This is a genomic window from bacterium (genome assembly GCA_020444065.1).
Taxonomy (GTDB): domain Bacteria; phylum Sumerlaeota; class Sumerlaeia; order SLMS01; family JAHLLQ01; genus JAHLLQ01.
The window spans coordinates 109,913-125,515 of record JAHLLQ010000004.1 but is presented as its reverse complement, the minus strand read 5'-3'; the positions used below and the strand labels follow the sequence as shown (position 1 = coordinate 125,515).

The 15,603-nt window shown below is 60.6% G+C and carries 17 protein-coding genes; 11 read left to right on the top strand and 6 right to left on the bottom strand.

Going from position 1 to position 15,603, the window contains the following annotated elements; all coding sequences use genetic code 11:
- Positions 1 to 14: 14 nt before the first annotated feature.
- From KQI84_11760 to KQI84_11745, 4 genes are all read left to right on the top strand, one after another.
- Positions 15 to 1,604 carry a FecR domain-containing protein gene (locus KQI84_11760; GenBank protein MCB2155553.1) on the top strand — a complete coding sequence of 530 codons (1,590 nt, stop codon included), beginning with the start codon at positions 15 to 17 and terminating at the stop codon, positions 1,602 to 1,604.
- Positions 1,605 to 1,622: 18 nt separating this feature from the next.
- On the top strand, positions 1,623 to 2,519 hold the full coding sequence (locus KQI84_11755; protein ID MCB2155552.1) for a hypothetical protein: 897 nt from the start codon (positions 1,623 to 1,625) through the stop codon (positions 2,517 to 2,519).
- A gap of 159 nt (positions 2,520 to 2,678) precedes the next feature.
- Positions 2,679 to 4,001, top strand: coding sequence for a hypothetical protein (locus KQI84_11750; protein MCB2155551.1), 1,323 nt, complete (start codon positions 2,679 to 2,681; stop codon positions 3,999 to 4,001).
- A gap of 135 nt (positions 4,002 to 4,136) precedes the next feature.
- Positions 4,137 to 4,226, top strand: coding sequence for an AURKAIP1/COX24 domain-containing protein (locus tag KQI84_11745; protein ID MCB2155550.1), 90 nt, complete (start codon positions 4,137 to 4,139; stop codon positions 4,224 to 4,226).
- A 139-nt stretch (positions 4,227 to 4,365) separates the two neighbouring features.
- Here KQI84_11745 and KQI84_11740 read toward each other — a convergent pair whose 3' ends face one another.
- On the bottom strand, positions 4,366 to 4,824 hold the full coding sequence (locus KQI84_11740; GenBank protein MCB2155549.1) for a tRNA (cytidine(34)-2'-O)-methyltransferase: 459 nt from the start codon (positions 4,822 to 4,824) through the stop codon (positions 4,366 to 4,368).
- A gap of 264 nt (positions 4,825 to 5,088) precedes the next feature.
- On the opposite strand from KQI84_11740, the gene KQI84_11735 reads away from it, so the two are divergent.
- The 5 genes from KQI84_11735 (at position 5,089) to KQI84_11715 (ending at position 8,789) form a co-directional block, all read left to right on the top strand.
- Complete coding sequence (locus tag KQI84_11735) at positions 5,089 to 5,682, top strand: sigma-70 family RNA polymerase sigma factor (GenBank protein ID MCB2155548.1); 594 nt, start codon at positions 5,089 to 5,091, stop codon at positions 5,680 to 5,682.
- A 23-nt stretch (positions 5,683 to 5,705) separates the two neighbouring features.
- The gene (locus KQI84_11730) at positions 5,706 to 6,140 is read left to right on the top strand and encodes a hypothetical protein (GenBank protein ID MCB2155547.1); all 435 of its coding nucleotides are present in this window, start codon (positions 5,706 to 5,708) and stop codon (positions 6,138 to 6,140) included.
- The gene (locus tag KQI84_11725) at positions 6,137 to 6,466 is read left to right on the top strand and encodes a YbjQ family protein (GenBank protein ID MCB2155546.1); all 330 of its coding nucleotides are present in this window, start codon (positions 6,137 to 6,139) and stop codon (positions 6,464 to 6,466) included. The genes KQI84_11730 and KQI84_11725 overlap by 4 nt, the downstream gene beginning before the upstream one ends.
- Before the next feature lie 163 nt (positions 6,467 to 6,629).
- On the top strand, positions 6,630 to 7,448 hold the full coding sequence (locus KQI84_11720) for a hypothetical protein (protein MCB2155545.1): 819 nt from the start codon (positions 6,630 to 6,632) through the stop codon (positions 7,446 to 7,448).
- A gap of 9 nt (positions 7,449 to 7,457) precedes the next feature.
- Complete coding sequence (locus KQI84_11715; protein ID MCB2155544.1) at positions 7,458 to 8,789, top strand: DEAD/DEAH box helicase; 1,332 nt, start codon at positions 7,458 to 7,460, stop codon at positions 8,787 to 8,789.
- 13 nt (positions 8,790 to 8,802) lie between these two features.
- On the opposite strand, the gene KQI84_11710 is transcribed toward KQI84_11715, so the two are convergent.
- Positions 8,803 to 10,182, bottom strand: a complete 1,380-nt coding sequence (locus tag KQI84_11710; GenBank protein MCB2155543.1) for a M28 family peptidase — start codon at positions 10,180 to 10,182, stop codon at positions 8,803 to 8,805.
- A gap of 140 nt (positions 10,183 to 10,322) precedes the next feature.
- Here KQI84_11710 and KQI84_11705 point away from each other — a divergent pair, with 140 nt between their 5' ends.
- Complete coding sequence (locus KQI84_11705; protein ID MCB2155542.1) at positions 10,323 to 10,724, top strand: PGPGW domain-containing protein; 402 nt, start codon at positions 10,323 to 10,325, stop codon at positions 10,722 to 10,724.
- A gap of 77 nt (positions 10,725 to 10,801) precedes the next feature.
- Complete coding sequence (locus KQI84_11700; protein ID MCB2155541.1) at positions 10,802 to 12,691, top strand: bifunctional homocysteine S-methyltransferase/methylenetetrahydrofolate reductase; 1,890 nt, start codon at positions 10,802 to 10,804, stop codon at positions 12,689 to 12,691.
- A 3-nt stretch (positions 12,692 to 12,694) separates the two neighbouring features.
- Here KQI84_11700 and KQI84_11695 read toward each other — a convergent pair whose 3' ends face one another.
- The 4 genes from KQI84_11695 to KQI84_11680 form a co-directional block, all read right to left on the bottom strand.
- Positions 12,695 to 13,189, bottom strand: coding sequence for an ASCH domain-containing protein (locus KQI84_11695; protein ID MCB2155540.1), 495 nt, complete (start codon positions 13,187 to 13,189; stop codon positions 12,695 to 12,697).
- The gene (locus KQI84_11690; GenBank protein ID MCB2155539.1) at positions 13,087 to 13,515 is read right to left on the bottom strand and encodes a YcfL family protein; all 429 of its coding nucleotides are present in this window, start codon (positions 13,513 to 13,515) and stop codon (positions 13,087 to 13,089) included. The genes KQI84_11695 and KQI84_11690 overlap by 103 nt, the downstream gene beginning before the upstream one ends.
- Before the next feature lie 5 nt (positions 13,516 to 13,520).
- Positions 13,521 to 14,840: a hypothetical protein gene (locus tag KQI84_11685; protein ID MCB2155538.1), complete on the bottom strand. Its 1,320-nt coding sequence runs from the start codon at positions 14,838 to 14,840 to the stop codon at positions 13,521 to 13,523.
- A 66-nt stretch (positions 14,841 to 14,906) separates the two neighbouring features.
- Entirely contained in the window at positions 14,907 to 15,521 is a 615-nt protein-coding gene (locus tag KQI84_11680) for a penicillin-binding protein activator LpoB (protein MCB2155537.1), read from the bottom strand.
- Between the last annotated feature and the right edge of the window lie 82 nt (positions 15,522 to 15,603).

Genomic DNA, 15,603 nt, shown 5'->3' with positions numbered 1-15,603 from the left:
GAACACTTGTGAGAATGCGTCGAACACTGCTGGCAATCCTGGCAAGCGCCTGCTTCCTGGCGCTGACAACTCTGGCGGTTGCCGATGCCGTCGTCACGCTCAACGGTCGAACAGTGCAGGGGGAAATCACGTTCGAGAATGAGGACGAGATTCGCCTGAAGACCGAGCGCTATGGCGAGTTGCGATTCCTGAAGATGAACCTGAAGCAGATCATTCGCGGTTCCGGAACTGCTGGCGGCTTTGGCGGCAACACAGGCGGCTTCGGCGGCAATAACGGAGGAGGCAACAACCCCTTCGGCGGCGGTTCGGCAGGCGATAACCCGTTCGGCGGAGCGAGTGGCGGAGCAGAAGGCGACGACGTGAGTGCCCTGTGGGGCGGCGATTCGGCGGGAGACAATCCCTTTGCTCCGGCATCGGATACGCAAGTGGCCTCTGCGGCAGCGACGAGCCCGAAGCAGGGCACCGGCGGCGGAATCCCCGAGTTCAAGCGTTCCGATGTGGTCGCGCCAGAAGTGCCGTTCGGATGGGATGCGGTCGTCTTTGGAATTCCTGAGGACATGGCGGTTCAGGTCAAAGCGGAACCTTCCATGACTGATTTTCAGGCCGTATCGACCGATACCAATCTGCGCTCCGGCGCCGAGGTCATGACGGCGGATGCCCAGGCACGCCTGACTGTCCGCACGAATAAGGACATCGTTCGTCTGCCTCGCCATTCTCACATCGAGTTGGCGACGCTGACCGACGACAATGTTACGATCAACCTGAAGCGCGGTAAGATCTGGTGCGAAGTCGAGGATCGCGGCGGCAAAGGACAGTTCATTGTGCGCACACCGAATGTGACCGCCGGTGTGCAGGGTACGATCTTCCGCGTTTCCGATGACTTGGGGCAGGGAGTCAACGTGGCCGTCCTCGATGGCTCGGTGCGAGTGGCATCGACCAAGGCCCAGATTGCGACAAACGTCCCGGGCGGCAAAATGGTGACGGTTCTTCCGAACGGGCAGATCTCGGCCCTGATGCCTCTGAACGAAGCGATCGTCCGGGAATACAACAACTGGGACGCGTGGGCTGACGAAGCAGTGGCGGGCCTCGGTGGAGTCGGCGGTGGAGTCGCGGAGGGGATGATCCGCGATACGGCTGCTCAGAACGCCGCGTGGGCGGGCCAGATGGCGGCCGCGAATTACTACATCTCGCGCAATAAACTGGGACAGTACATCGATTCTGTCGCCGATGCATTCCGGCGATACGCCGCGGACACGGGGCACGTACCAACGACCGAGGAAGGTTTCTCTGTGCTGCGCGAGAACATGGGCAACTGGCCGAACTACAATGGACCGTATTGGGACGACGCTCTGCCTCCCGTCGACAGTTGGGGCCGTCCACTGCGCTACATCAAGCGCATCTCAGAGCGCTCCGGCAACACAGTCGGCATCGTCTACAGCGTTGGTGAGGACAACCGGGACAACGAAGGATCTATCTCTGGCGATATTCCGAGCATGATCCTGTTCAATCAAATACCCGCCATCAGCGAGAATCCGGTCTACAATCCGGAACGCTTACTGCGCGAGTTGCAGCAGGAGCAGGAACAAAACCGTCGCCGCAGATAAGGATCGCGAATCCTTGGGATGAAGCTCCGATTCCTTACAGATGAAGGCAGTCTTTTTCGACCCAGTCATCCCGATGACTGGGTCGAGCGTCATGCGGGACTTGTCATCGCGCTGGCTGTCGGAATCGGGGCGTGGGTGCTGCTCGCAACAACACCGCTGACGATCTCGATCCCGGAACCCGAAATCCCGATGAAGATTGTCCTGAAGCCGGCCGTCCCCGAGCCTGAGCCCGAAATCGCGCCGGAGGAACTGCAGCCCGCCGAGGTCGCTGCCACCACGGTGACCCCGGTCGAAGAAGCGCCACTGGAAGTGGCCATGCTGATGGAGGACACGCCGCTTGAGGAAGTGGATGATTCGCCGCGCTCGTTGGTCGACTGGGCGCCGCGGACAGAAGCCGAGCGCCAGGCCTTTCAATCGATGGTCAGCAAGGTCGCCGATGCACGGGATCGTTTGGAGAAACGGCAAACAGACCTGGAAGGCCAGGTCGATCGGATCGCCATCGAAGCCGCGGGGCGCGAGTTCCTGCTGAACAGCGATGGCGGACGGGAGGGGATTATCCGGACGCTCGATACGAGCGGCTTCCCGGACGACATCGTGATCCCGTTGTTTGCTCGCTACGGCATCACTGTCGAGTACCGCAACGTGCGGCCTCAGGGGAACCGCAAGTTCCTCAACTCCGCCACAACGAGCGAAGGCACGTTCACGAATGTCGAGCGCGAGGGGTACTATGAAGTTTTCGTGATGTCCACCAAGGCCGTCTCAATGATGGCCTCAATGGAAACGACGGCCCTGATGGAGCGTGGCTACGATCCAATCCACAGCCGCATCCGGAAGGTTGTTTTTGGTATCATCAAGGACGAGATGGATGAGTACTCCCTTGGCGTGACAGACATCGAAATCGAGCGGATTCGCTAGACAAAGCAGCCAAACGCATGCGCCAGACAGTCGGTCCGCTTGGATGTCGGCGGGATGAATGCAGGAATCCGTCTGATCCCTGACAAAACCCATTGCCGTCGTGCGCTGCGCTTGCCCATGCAGGACACCCACCCGATGTTGAACGAGGAACCAACGCTCATGAACAAGTCACTGAAGATTCTGCTGCTGATCCTTTTGACCGTTTGCCCGCTGGCCGCCGGAGCCCAGGGCGAACGGGAATCCCTCGGAACGCTGCAACCGCAGGCAAAGTACGAAGCGACGACGATTTGCGTCGCAGCCTTTGGACGCCAGGGCGGCGCGCCCGTCGAGTTCGACACAATCCCGCGCGTCATCCGCCGCGATCTGGAACTGACGGGCTTCTTCAAGATGCCGGAGAACCAGCAACTGGCGAACACGCAGAACATCTTCGATGTGAAGAAGGGCGCCGTAAACTTCGAGGCCTGGCAGGACATGGGCGTCGAGCACTATGTGATGGGCGAAGTGATTCAGGATGCTCCCGGCAGCCTGCGCGTTCGGGTGATCTTGTACGATATCGGATCTCAGAAGCTGATCTTCAGCCGGTACTTCGAGGGCACAACGAGCGAAGTCCGTGTGCTGGCTCATAGCATCTCGGACGAGATCGTGCGATACCTGAAGTTCACCGAGGGCTTCGCCAGTACCAAGCTGCTGTTTGTCAGCTCGCAAGTGCCGGGCATCAAGGAAGTGGCCGTGATGGATGCAGACGGCTTCAACCAGCGCAACGTGACACGCTACAATAAGATCTGCACAACGCCGTGCTGGGGTGCCAACGGCACGGAGATCTACTACACCTCGTATCACGGCAATCGCGCGAACATCTACGGCCAGATGCTGAGCAGCGGCACGACGTGGACGATCGCGGCCTATGGCGGAACGAATCACGCCCCGGCCTGGTCACAACCGGCGGGCAAGCTTGTCATGGCCCTCAGCAAGGATGGAAACACGGAAATCTACTCATCGGGTCGCGACGGCAAGAATCTGAAGCGCCTGACCACGACCCGTGCGACCGACGGCAGCCCGACGTGGTCGCCGGACGGAACACGGATCGCCTTTGCCAGCGATGAAGCCGGCGGCGTCCATATCTTCACGATGAACGCGGACGGTTCCGGCAAACGTCGCCTGACAACTCGCGGTTCGTGGAACGACGCGCCGGACTGGTGCCCGGACGGTCAGCGCATCGCTTTCGTGTCGCGCATCGACGGCGAGAACGACATCTATCTCCTGGATGCCAGCGGCGATCCGAACTCGTACCGTCGCCTGACGCAGGGCCAGGGAAACAACGAAAGCCCCAGTTGGGCACCGAACGGCCAGCACATGGCGTTTGCGAGCGATCGCTCTGGCCGCTGGCAGATTTACATCATGCTCGACGATGGTTCCAACCAACGCGCGCTGACGACAACCGGTAGCAATATCCTGCCCGATTGGGGTCCGGCACCGAAGTAATCCGGCCGGCAAGGCGTTTTTCCGCTTGTTTCAGCGGGACCGAGCCTTCTAGCTTCACGGCTCTTCTTGACGCGGGCGGCGCGAATCGCCGGTCAGGAGATGCAGACGACTCTCAAATGGAGGTTTACGCGGCCGATGGGCAGTGTTATCAAGAAGCGCCGGAAGAAAATCCGGAAGCACAAATACAAGAAACTCCGCAAGCGGATGCGTTATAAGAACCGCTAACGGGGTTGCAGGGCGCCCTTTTCGCGCCCTCCCCCGCTTTCATCGATATTCTTCGTGAAATCATCAATCCCGACGTTCCCGGAGCCCAAACAGGCTGCGGGACGGCGGGATTCTTGTATTTTCGAGAACCCAATTCCAGCTACGGCCGCGTCTGGCGGATCGCTTCGTAGAGCCCGACGGCAGAGGCCATCGCGAGGTTCAAACTGCGCGTGTGAGGGTTCAAGATCGGCATTCCCACCGAGCTCTCTCGCAATTCCTCGCGCATGTTGTCGGGAACGCCGTGGTTCTCGTTCCCGAACATCAGGACATCGCCACTCTGATACTGGACATCGGTGTAGAGGCGTTCGGTGTGCCGCGTAAAGAACCAGATGCGCCGATCGCCGAGCCAGTCCTTGCAGGCCGGCCAGTTGTCATGAAGGTGCAGTTCGACGTGATCCCAGTAGTCCATCGCCGAGCGCTTCAGAGCCTTGTCATCCATCGGGAACGTGATAGGACGAATGACATGCATGACCGTGCATGTGGCGGCGCAAAGACGACCAATGGCGCCGACGTTCTGGGGAATACGGGGTGAGTACAGGACCAGGTGCAGATCGCTCATAGTCCTCAGGTTTGTCAGATCCGCCGGACGAGGCAAGCGCCATTGGCCCTGGGTTGGGGCAATTCTGAGAGACGGAATCTAATCTGAGTCAGAAAGCAAGGAAAGAGCAGCGTTACATCTGTTCTTTTGGTCGTGTTCTTTGGCTATCCTGGCATGTTCGGCAGCGAAACGCTTGCTCTCCAACCGGGGCGGGTGCTTTTTTTCGCGGAAGTGAATATCCAGCCGCACGGCGCGTAGGGGCGTTGAGTGGCGTTGAGGTCGCCATTGAGTGAGTTTGCGACAGAGAATGGGCAACCACCGTTCGATGAGAAGGCGTTACTTCTGAGAGCCCGAAAGGGGGATCGGAAGGCTTACGGGCTGATCGTGGAGCACTATCGCGAGAGGCTTTACTGCGCGGCACTGGGGATTCTGAGGAATCACGAAGACGCGCGAGACATGAGCCAGGACGCCTTCGTTCGAGCCTTTAAGGCCCTCGATCGATTCGAGCTGAAACGGCCCTTCTACCCGTGGTTGTACCGGATTCTGCGCAATCGCTGTCTGGATTACCTGGAACGTCACGGCCCTCGCCGGAAGCTGTCGCTGGATTCGCTGGTCGACGAGAGTCACATGAAATTCGCCGCGGAGGAAGAAGATCCCCGCGAGCGGATTCAAAAGCAGGAGATGGCCGAGCATTTGCATGCCGCCATCGAAGAGCTGAAACCGGAGTTCCGCGAGATCATTATCATGAAGCACCTGCAGGAAATGCCCTACAAGGAAATCGCTGAAGCCCTGGATATCCCGATGGGAACCGTGATGTCGCGCCTGTTTCACGCTCGCAAAGCACTGGCGAAACTGATGGAGCCGCACCGTCCCCGCTGAGGCGGGACCGCGGAGAGAGAACAATGGCACGATCCGAACCGATGCCGGACATTGCCATGGCTTACCTGGATGGCGAAATGTCGCCCGAGGAAGTCGAGCAGTTCGAGCGCCTGCTGGAACAGCATCCGGAATGGCGCGAGGAACTGGCCGAAATGGCCTCCGTGGTGGAGGCGACGGATGCACTTGCCTTCGCCCCTCCCCCGGCGGAAGTGTGGGATAATTACTGGGAAGAAATCGACTCGCAGCTCAGCAAGCGCACCGGTTGGCTGTTGGCGGCTGCGGGCGGTGCGATTCTGGCCGCGGCGGGCATCATCAAGATCCTGCTGCTGACCGAGAGTCTCTGGATTCGAGTGGGGCTGGCGCTGGTCGTCGGCGGCCTGCTGTTGCTCTTCATCAGCGTGCTGCGAGGGCGATTGCTCGAGATTCCGAACGATCGATACCGGAAGATCCGAAAATGATTCTCTGCACAACAGACGAAGTTCCTGGCCGCGAAATCGACGCCTGGGTTGGACTGGCAAAAGGCTGCGCCGTTCGCGGCGCGCACGCTGGCGACGACTTGGTCGCCCGCATGAAAGGCGCCGTCGGCGGTGAGGTCCACGAGTACACGCAGGTCCTGGCCGCGACGCGCGAGCAAGCGCTGGATCGCCTGATGGAAGACGGCCGCCGGATGGGCGCCGATGCGATTGTCGGTCTGCGGCTCTGCTCGGCAGAGATCGATGCAGGCGCGGCCGAGGTGATTGCCTACGGCACGGCGGTGACCCTGAAGAAAGAGCCGAACGACTGAGCAGCAGGCCGAAATCCCCAATCAGCACTCCCGGCCGGCGGACGATTCGCCGGCCTTTCCCTTTCATGGATAGCGGCGCCGGCAAATTCGCCATTGCCGGTCCGGGGCGACGAGCCCCATCCTTCTGACGGCACTTTGACCGAGGCGTCTGGAGCTTCTTCCCATGGCAAGGCTGGACTACGACGAGATCAAAAAAGGGCGGCGTCGCGATTGGGATAAGCTGCAGGATCCCGAGGTGGTGAAACAGCGCGAGCGCGACGCCAAGGAAGAGGAACGCAAGAGGCGTGAATCACTCCTGCGCCGCAAAGAACGCGAGCGCAAAGAGAAGAACGAACTTGAGCTGAAGACCTGGGAGCAAACGAAGCGCGAGCTGAAAATCTACGGTTTGATCTTCGCAGCCGTCGTCGTCGTGTACGTGGGTTTCAAGGTCACGACAGCCACGATCAGAAAGGCGCACACGGCAGCGCGCTTCCGCTCCGTTGCGGCGGAGGTCGAATCGCCAGGGCGATACTTCGATCTCTCGGATCCCATCGGTGCGTGGGGCAGTTGGCGGAACGCGTGGTATCGTCGCAATATCCGCGATCTGTACATGATGTCGTCCATTGGACGCCAGAACTCCGTGCGGGGCACGCGTCGCGATGAAGCGACGTACATGGAGGAAGAGCAGCAGAAGATGGATGAGGGCCGGCTGTCCGCGGACTTGAGCGTTGCCCTGCAGTTCGATGATCCGGAAATCGTGCGCGCTCCTCGCCACCCGAATGAGGGCGATCTGGCCGTCTTCAAGAGCCAGCCGATTATTCGCGAGGCAGTCATCGAAAACCCGACGCAATGGACCGTCGCATTCGCGTGGAGCAAAGAGAAGAATCAGTGGCAACTGGTAGACGTGCGTCAGGCTCAATACTGGCGGGATAAGTGGTCGGATGTCGGCGATATCAAGGCGGTCGTGTACAGGCCGGCACAGCGGCAATCCCTCCTGGACTAGGATGATTCGATGAGTTTTGCAGAATTCGGTTTGAGCGCAGAACTGGCGCGGGCGGTGGCGGATCTTGGATTCGAGACGCCGATGCCGATCCAGAAGCGTGCGATTCCGGAAATCATGGCCGGTCGCGATGTGCTCGGCAAGTCGCAGACAGGAACGGGCAAGACAGCGGCCTTTGGCTTGCCGATCCTGCATCGGTTTCTGGCAACGCCGTCCCAGCGCATTCGTCTGCTGGTAGTCGCTCCGACACGCGAACTGGCGATCCAGGTTCACGAGCATCTGACAGCGCTCGCGGCTCACACGAACCTGTCCGGCTTTACGGTCACGGGCGGCGCTCGCTCGAACGAAGAGGAGCATCGCTTTCGCACCGGTGCCGACTGGATCTGCGCGACGCCGGGACGACTGCTTGATCATCTGGGAAAGGATTACGTGGACTTCCAGGCGCTGGAAGTGCTCGTGCTGGACGAGGCGGATCGGCTGTTCGAGATGGGCTTCCTTCCGGATGTGCGCCGCATCGTCAGTTACCTCCCGGAACGCCGCCAGACGTTGATGTTCTCCGCAACTCTACCGCCGGAAATGCAGGAACTTGCGCGCAAGGTTTTGAACAACCCCGTGCGCATCGATATTGGAGAGACGACCTCGGCCGACAAGGTGCGCGAGGAAGTCTGGCCCGTTGCACATCACCAGAAGTTCGACCTACTGGTGGAGTTGATGAAGCGACGCGAGATGGAATGCGTTCTTCTCTTCACACGAACGAAAGCTCGCGCGGAGAAGGTGGCCGATCGATTGCGGCGTGCGGACTTCGCGACTGCCATGATGCACGGCGATCGCCCGATGGAAGAACGCCGGCGTGCCCTGAACGAATTCCGTGCAGGGAACGTTCGCGTACTGGTTGCAACCGATCTGGCCGCGCGCGGTCTGGACATCGACGGCATCTCGCACGTCGTGAATTTCGATGTGCCGGAAGCGCCGGAAGACTACATTCATCGCGTCGGGCGCACGGGGCGCGCGGACGCCCAAGGCGATGCGCTGACGTTCTGCTCGCCATCGGAATTGACCGATCTGGTAAAGATCGAGCACATGACGCGCAAGTCGCTGCCCGAGCATCGTCTGGATGGATTCGATTACGAAGAGGAAATCCCGCAACAGGCGCCTCGCAAGAAATCGCGCTCGCGCCAGGCCGGCGATTTCTCCACACGCGAACCGGGAAAGGGCCCGAAGGAATCGCCGTTCACCAAGAGCGGCAAAGTCCGCCGCGGCTTCGAAGTGCCCGATCCCGAGAAGGATCGCCGGAAGAAGAAAAAGAAGCGCCGGATAAAGAAACGCCTGCCGCACGAGCGGTAGATCGTACCGATTCTTACATCCTGTAGTTCACAATTTGTGACGCGATGCGGGCACCGAGGAGGGCGACCTTGTCGAGGCCCTCGGCATTGATGGTATCAACACGGTCTTCGGGCGTGTGGTACTCGGGGTGGAAGCCTGTGAAGAAGTCCAGCACGGGAATGCCGATGTCGCGGAATGAATCGCCGTCGGACCGCCAGGGATTGCTGTTCCATTTCCGAACGTCGAGCCGAAGATCTTTGTTCGCGGTGGTCACAAAGCGGCGCCATGTGCTTTCGTCCTGCGTGATATTCAGGAAAAGGCGATCGTTTCGCAGGCGCCCGACCATGTCGAAGTTCATGTAGGCCATGATGTCTGTACGCGGGATGGGCATTTCCTCGGTGAATTGCTTCGATCCCAGGAGCCCCAGTTCCTCGCCTGACCAGAAGGCCAAAACCACGCCGCTGCGTCGCGTTCGATGTGAGAGATACTCCCCCGCCGCCAGGATCGCCGCACAGCCCGATGCGTTGTCGTCGGCACCCAGGTGCGGCAACGATCGACGAGGTGCGGCTTTGGCCAGAGAGAGATTCGGCAGGCCCGATCCAATATGATCGTAGTGGGCACCCATGATCAGTACCATCGATGACGCGCCATCGGCCGGCGAGACGTTTGGCGGCAACATGCCGACCACATTGCGTGCAGAGACTTCGTATTCGCGAATGGCCGTGGAGAAGCTTCCCTGCAGTGCACCCATCTGCGACAGGAAGGTCAACTCGCCACCGGCCTTCTGACTAAGCGAGGCGATCGGAATCCCAAGTCGGCCGTCTTCCCAGATTCGCTTTGGCGCAATTGCCCACGTGTCTGAAACAAACAGGATCCCCACCGCACCGGCTTCTACGAGCGGTTGGGCAAACTCACGAAGCGTATCATCCGGGATTTCTGTCAGAGTGCTCGTGAAGCGGACTTCCTCTGGCCGCGGATCGAAGACGACGACAATTGCTCCGGCAATCTGATCGGGCGCGGCCTCGTCCTCGAAGACGATCGGACCAGAGACTTCGGCTTCGCTGGTGAAAGAAACCGCGCGAAGAGCCTGCCCGCCCTCCCAGTCGTAGTTCGGAACACCAACCGGATCGCCGCGATAGACTCGCAGTCGCGTTCCTTCGTCGTCGATGACGTCGCGGCGCTGAAAGAAATGAAAGAAGCCTTCGCTGCCGGGCAGCGGTTGCGCTCCGATCCGGCGAAGTTGCGAGGCAATGTAGTCGGCGGCCAGCGCTTCGCCTTCCGTCTCGGTCTGGCGGCCTCCGAATTCGGGCGAGGCAAGGACTTCAACGTGCCGAATTGCGTGTTGCGCGACTGCCGATGTCGCGAGAAGCAGCAAAACGACGGAAAGCAGGATGGTCTGGCGAAGACGGCGCATGGTGGAATCCTGTTCCGTGGCAGCGAGCTTGGCAACGGCCATTCCACGGCCGCGGCACGATCGTCGCTCCATTGGACAAGCGGGAGGCGAATCGCGTTCCTTCCGCGTCGATTCGTCCCAGGAAACACCCCGGAGTCAGCATGAACGCGACCCATACAGAATCGAGAGGACTGCTGAGCGCGAGCTGGGCGTGGGTTCGGACATGGGGCCGACAGGCGAAGGGCAGCAGCGCGGATCGCGAGGCTCGCCGTCGCGAGCGCCTCCGCCGAGAGATCGCAAACGGCGGCTGGGAAGAATCTCCTACGGCTCGACTGGCGGTGGGCGGTTTCCGGCAAGTCCGTAAACTGATCGTCTTGATCGTCGGGTCGGTCGTTGTGCTGGCTGGACTTGTGATGATCTTCACGCCTGGCCCGGCGATCATCGTGATCCCGGCCGGCATTGCGATCCTGGGAATCGAGTTCGCCTGGGCGCGCCGTCTGCTCCGGCGGGTTCGCGCCAAAATCGAGGACCTTGCGAAGAAGAGACGGGCGAAGAAGAGCTGAATGACAGATTTTGGCGTTGACAACACATCATCATATCATGATACGTGGATTCGATTCCAACGGAAGGGCTGACAGCCATGACCGATTCCCCGTCTCCGATCGAGAAACGTCCAAGCCTGCTCGAGGCTTTGGCTAAGCGCGTCGTGCTGGCCGATGGGCCGATGGGCACGATGATCTACGATCGCGGCGTCTACATCAACACCTCGTTCGAGAGCCTGAATCTCAGCCGAGGGCATTTGGTCAAGAGCATCCACCTGGAGTTCATCCAGGCCGGCGCCGAGTTGCTTGAAACCAACACGTTCAGCGCCCATCGACTGAAGCTGGCCAAGTACGGCATGGCGGACAAGGTGCGGGAGATCAACCTCGCCGGGGTGCAGCTCGCGCAGCAGGCGGCACTGGGCGCTTGCTGGGTGGCGGGCACAGTCGGTCCGCCAGGTGCGGAGTTCGAAGGCAACGCCGACGCCGCGAGCGAGGAGACCTTGCGCAGCGTCTATCGCGAGCAGCTCGAGTACTTGCTCGAAGGCGGCGTCGACGCGTTCTTCATCGAGAGCTTCTCCCACCTGCCGACGCTTGAGCTGGTGGTGACGGAAGCAAAAGAACTGGCTCCCGAGATTCCGGTCGTCGCGCTGGTGTTGATCAATGAGCAGCACGCAACACGCTTCGGCGATGGACCGGAAGCGATCGGCCGCGCGCTGAATTCGATGCCGGCGGATGTTGTCGGCTTCAACGACGGGCCCGGAGCGAATGCGCTGGTGCAAACGTTGGAAGCAGTCCGCCCGTACACGAAGAAGCCGCTGGCGCTGCTGCCCGGAACAGGCATGCCGGTGCGACACGACGATCAGACGCTGCACCTGTCGACGCCGGAGTACTTCATGGAGATTCTGCGGCGCGGCATCCAGCACGGCGCCGTTCTGATCGGCGGTTCCTGCGGAGCGCACCCGAGCCACATTAAGGCGATCAAGTCTTCCATCAAGATGCTGCAACCGGGCGAGGCGGAGAAGACACCTCACATCGAAGTCGGTACAGCCTCGACGAAGGTCGCGAAGAAATGCGCCGAAACTCCCTCTCGCATGGCGGAGAGATTGCGCGCCGGCAAGTTTGTCGTCTCGATCGAAATCGACCCGCCGGTGGGAACCGACGCGACGAGGTCTTTGGAACGCGCGGCTCAGTGCCGCGATGCGGGCGTGGATTGCATCAACATCGCAGACGGTCCGCGGGCGACTGCTCGCATGGGCCCGGTGGATATGGCCGTGCTGCTTGATCGACAGGTCGGCGGGATCGAGCCCATCGCGCACTTCTGCTGCCGCGATCGGAATCTGCTTGGAATGCAGGGCGACTTGATCGGCGCCAACGCGCTGGGGATTCACAACATCCTGATGATCACCGGCGACCCGCCGAAGCTCGGCGATTACCCGTTCGCGACGGCCGTGTACGATGTGGACGCGATCGGTGCGCTGAAGATCGGCGATCGCCTGAACAACGGGATGGACTTGGCGGGCAATCCGCTGAAGGGCGATCCGACAAAGCTCTTCCTCGGTTGCGGCGCCAATCCTGGCGCGATCGACCTGGATCTGGAAATCGATCGACTGAAGCAGAAGATCAATGCCGGCGCCGAGTACATCCTGACGCAACCGGTGTACGAGCAGTCGCTGTTCGAGCGCTTCTACGAACGCGTTGCGGACTTCGGCGTTCCGATCCTGATCGGCATTTTGCCGCTGGCCAGCTATCGCAACGCGGAGTTCCTGCACAAGGAAGTTCCCGGCATGCAGGTGCCCGAGGCGATTCGCGAGCGTATGAAGGCTTGCCCGGACAAAGACACGGCACGCGACACCGGCATCGAGATCGCACGCGAAGCACTCGCGACAGCTCTGCCGCATGTGCAGGGCACGTACATCATGCCGCCGTTCAACCGCGTCGAATCCGCACTCGAAGTGCTCGAAGTCGCCAAGGATCGGATCGAGGCGTAGGCCTTAGGCCTGCACGACTTCCACAAGGCGGAAGTGCGTTGCGGTCAGCGGGAAGTCGTCGGTCAGGTCAAGGTCCGGCCAACAGCGGCGGTGGGCATCGCGGAAATCTTCGGCGCTGGATGTCGCCTCGCCACGCCAGAGTTTCTCCGGAATGTCGCCGAACGGCACGTTGTAGACTTCTGTGATCTCGATTCGGCAGCGCAACTGCGGCTCGGGCCGGTTATCGTAGACCTCCACAATATCCCCAACCGCGTACCCGCCGTCGTCGTATTCGCCGGCGGGTACGTCGAATTCTCGCGCGGGACACACGGTCGCCGTCTTCAGTCCATCCAGGATTTCCTGAAGAAGGTGATCGTCGTATTCATCCCGTCCCCAGAACTGAATGCGCTTCAGCCTCACGGCCGCCGGACCTCGATGGTGTAGCGGGTCGCTTCGGTGCTCTGCGATTCGGCGATGTAGGTCTGAATCTGCTGGGGCGCGAAGAAGAGCGGCTTCCATTCCGTTTCGTCGCCGGTGGACATACCGGTCTTGTCTTTGAAGACGGCGCGGGCTTCGACGTGAAGCGGTTCCTTTGTGGAATTGCGCAGATTTGCACGCACGAGGATCCGCCCGTCGTCGAGCCGCTCCGCGTCGTACATGTCGGCGGCGACCTTGTTGCGCAGGTCGGGGTCGAGAATGTTGACGGGGAACTTGGCGGCGTAGATGGCTTCTTCATCCCAACGCGCCATATCGGGAGCCTTCGAGCGCCCACAGGCGATGGCAAGCACCGCAATGAGCAGCAGCGATGCGATGGCGAAACTCCGTCCCCACTTTTTTGCAGTCATCGAATTCATGGTTCGGTCCTTTCTGGAGCGAGTATCCATTCTTGTTTCTTCTGAGGCGCGACAAGCGTCTGATTGGGCGCCGGGAAAGCGAGCAATACGGTCAATCCTGTTCCGGGATTCGAGAGATCGACGATGGCCGACGCGGGGCCGCTGCCGTATCCGACGGAAACTTTGTGCTCCCCCGCCGGCAACATGGCGGGCCAGGCACCGATCGCATCGGGGAGCGTCGTCCAGGCACGCACGTCGGCGTTTGGTTTCATCAGGTCGGACAGTCCCTGGACGATGATTCCCGCGGCGAGCAGAATCGCGCCGGCCACCGCGGTGTCGTCGTCTCGGTGGCGGAGTCCTTCGTTGAGAACGACGGCGCCGGCGTAGGCGCTCGTCGTCGCGACAGCTTCCGTTCCTTCTTTGAATTGCGCCTGGCGTCCGAGAATTGCATCGAGTTCACGCCCGCCACGGGTCGCGGCCTGATAGAACAGCGAATCCGCAACAACCGGCGCGCCGGCAGGGCGGCCATCGACGGAGATGTCGGGACGCCCGCCTGTTCCCCGACCGGGCAGGAAGGCCAGGAACTCGCCGTAGTTGCCCTCGGCCACTTTCTTCGGCGCGGTTCCGGTCTGAACGAGAACTAGCAGATTGTCCAGAGGCGTGAAGGGCGGAAGGAACTCCCCGACCTGCAGCCGGGACATGGAATCGCCTGATAAATCGTAATACCGATCGCGGAATCCCGCGTACGTTTTCTGCGCGCGGGCAAAGGCTTCCTGTGCGTAGTCGGGACGGCCGAGTCGAACTTCGCAGACACCGATCAGGTAGTCGAAGATCGCCCAGTCGCCGGCGTTCTGTGATTCCTCGGTGAAGGCGTCCTGCAGGATGGCGCTGCGGAAACAGGCGCGCGCGTTATCCCAATCGGCGTCGTTCATGTAGAGGACGCCGCGATAGAAATACGTCATCGAGCGTTCGTAAGGGTCGCCCTTGAAGATTTTCGAATCTTCCTCGAAGAAGAGCGTCCGTGCGCGTTGAGCCTGATCGCTGTCGCCGTAGATGATCTCGATCAGGAGTATCGCTTCGTCGAGTGCGCGTTTGGCCAGGTCGTGATCCCCATTCTTCAACGCCTGAAGAGCGAGTTCATCAAGATTCAGAACCCAGTTCCGTTCGCCCTCCGTTTCGAGCTCAATGAATCGACCCTGATACGTGTCCGGCACAAAGACGCCCTGCATTCCGGGGGGAAGGCCCTGCTGATAACGCACGGCACAGCCAGAGAGGAGCACCAAGGCCAAGGCGCAGCAGGCGAGGAAGCCGGCAAGATGTGTGCGGGGCTGAAGCATGAGGCGTTTTCCTTGGGAATCGTCGTTCAGGCACGACTTGCCGGCAAGGCGCCGGCGCTCCCAGGGTTAGCGATAGATCACGTCGTCGCGGCCTTCCTTCTTCACCTCGAACAGGTCTTCCCACACTTCGATGCCGGACTCGGCGTCGATCAGCTTGAAGGCGTAGACCATGTAGTCCGACTGGCCCTCGCGGCTGGCGGTCGAGAGGCCGTCGACGCGGCCTTTCAGGAAGAAGTCGGCGCCGGCAACAGTACGTGTTTCGCGATCCGGATCAAAGTCGACTTCGCCAGCGCGCTTGGCGTCGCGTTCGGCTTCGATGTCTTCCATCGCGTCGCGCCCGATGAAGTACATTGCTCCATCCGAGTCGCGGTTCAACTGAGCCTTCAGCAGCGTCGTAAAGACCTCCTTGTTGAACGCGTAACGGGTATTGTTGACCATCGGCAACATCGCGATCGTTGGTGCATTCGGAGAATTCTGGATCGCCGACGACTGAAGCAGCGATCGCATCATCAGATCGGCCACGCGCTTGACGTCCTGGCTCTCCGGCCCGAGGGACCGCACTTCGCCAGCTTTCCCGGGGTCCACATCGCGGATTTCAAAAGATTCTTTCGCGCATCCAGCCAGAAGCAGAGGGATTAACAATAAGCTGCTAAGCGCATATTTCACAGTGTTCTTTGCCATGACAAAACCTCGCCCGAGGAATTTGGTGGGCTGAATCAGCCAATCACCTAACGCAGTGCTCCCAAGTAGTCCGACAAACCAG